The organism is Aestuariivita boseongensis (assembly GCF_001262635.1).
GTDB lineage: Bacteria > Pseudomonadota > Alphaproteobacteria > Rhodobacterales > Rhodobacteraceae > Aestuariivita > Aestuariivita boseongensis.
Map to the genome: position 1 here is coordinate 1 of NZ_JXYH01000116.1, position 1072 is coordinate 1072.

The following is a 1072-nucleotide window of genomic DNA, read 5'->3' on the forward strand; positions in this document are numbered from 1 at the left end:
AGCGCGCTCTCGATACCCGTTTGGGCACGCTGAACCTCAAGGTTCCCAAGCTGCGCCAGGGTAGTTACTTCCCCGGCTTCTTGGAACCGCGCAAGACCTCTGAGAAGGCCTTGGTGGCTGTCGTGCAGGAAGCCTGGATCAGCGGCGTGTCCACACGCAAGGTGGACGACCTGGTGCAGGCCATGGGCATCAACGGCATGTCCAAGAGCACGGTCTCTAAGCTGTGCAAGGATATCGACGAGCGCGTGCAGGAGTTCCTCAACCGCCCCCTGACTGGCGAGTGGCCGTATCTCTGGCTCGACGCCACCTACCTGAAGGCAAGACAGGGCGGCAGGATCGTCTCGGTGGCCGCTATAATCGCCGTGGCTGCCAATACAGACGGGCGCAGAGAGATCATCGGCCTCGGTGTGGGCCCCTCAGAGGCTGAGCCGTTCTGGGTCGACTTCATGCGCGGGATTAACGCTCGTGGCCTGGCCGGTACAAAGCTGGTGATCTCTGACGCCCATGGGGGCTTGAAGAACGCCATTGAGCGCACATGTGACGCAACCTGGCAGCGTTGCCGGGTACACTGGATGCGCAACGCTCTGGCCCATGTCTCACGCGGCCAGCACACCGTTGTCGCCGCCGCCATCCGTCAGGCTTTTGACCAGCCCGATCGCGCGTCCGCAGGTGAGATGTGGCGCAAGGTGGCCGACCAGCTCCGCCCTCGGTGGCCAAAGCTGGCCGACCTCATGGACAACAGCGAGCACGACGTGCTGGCCTATATGTCCTTCCCGCGCCAGCACCGCACCAAGCTGCACAGCACAAACCCCATCGAGCGTCTGAACAAAGAAGTGAAGCGCCGCGCTGATGTCGTGGGGATCTTCCCAAACGAGGCGTCGATCATCCGCCTCATCGGTGCCGTGCTTTTTGAACAGAACGACGAATGGCAGACCGCTAGCAGATACATGCAGGTCGAAGCCTTCGCTCAGATAGATCAGGAGGAAACAGACCCAATTCTCAGCATCTCAACTCAAGCCGCCTGACCATGCCCTCAGGCCACCTAATTTACACCACATTGACGGACGTGACC

Annotated in this window: 1 protein-coding gene; it reads left to right on the forward strand. The window is 61.1% G+C overall.

The window, feature by feature from the left end; genetic code table 11:
- On the forward strand, positions 1 to 1025 hold a 1025-nt coding region (locus tag TR61_RS19385), incomplete at its 5' end, for an IS256 family transposase (protein ID WP_050932208.1).
- Between the last annotated feature and the right edge of the window lie 47 nt (positions 1026 to 1072).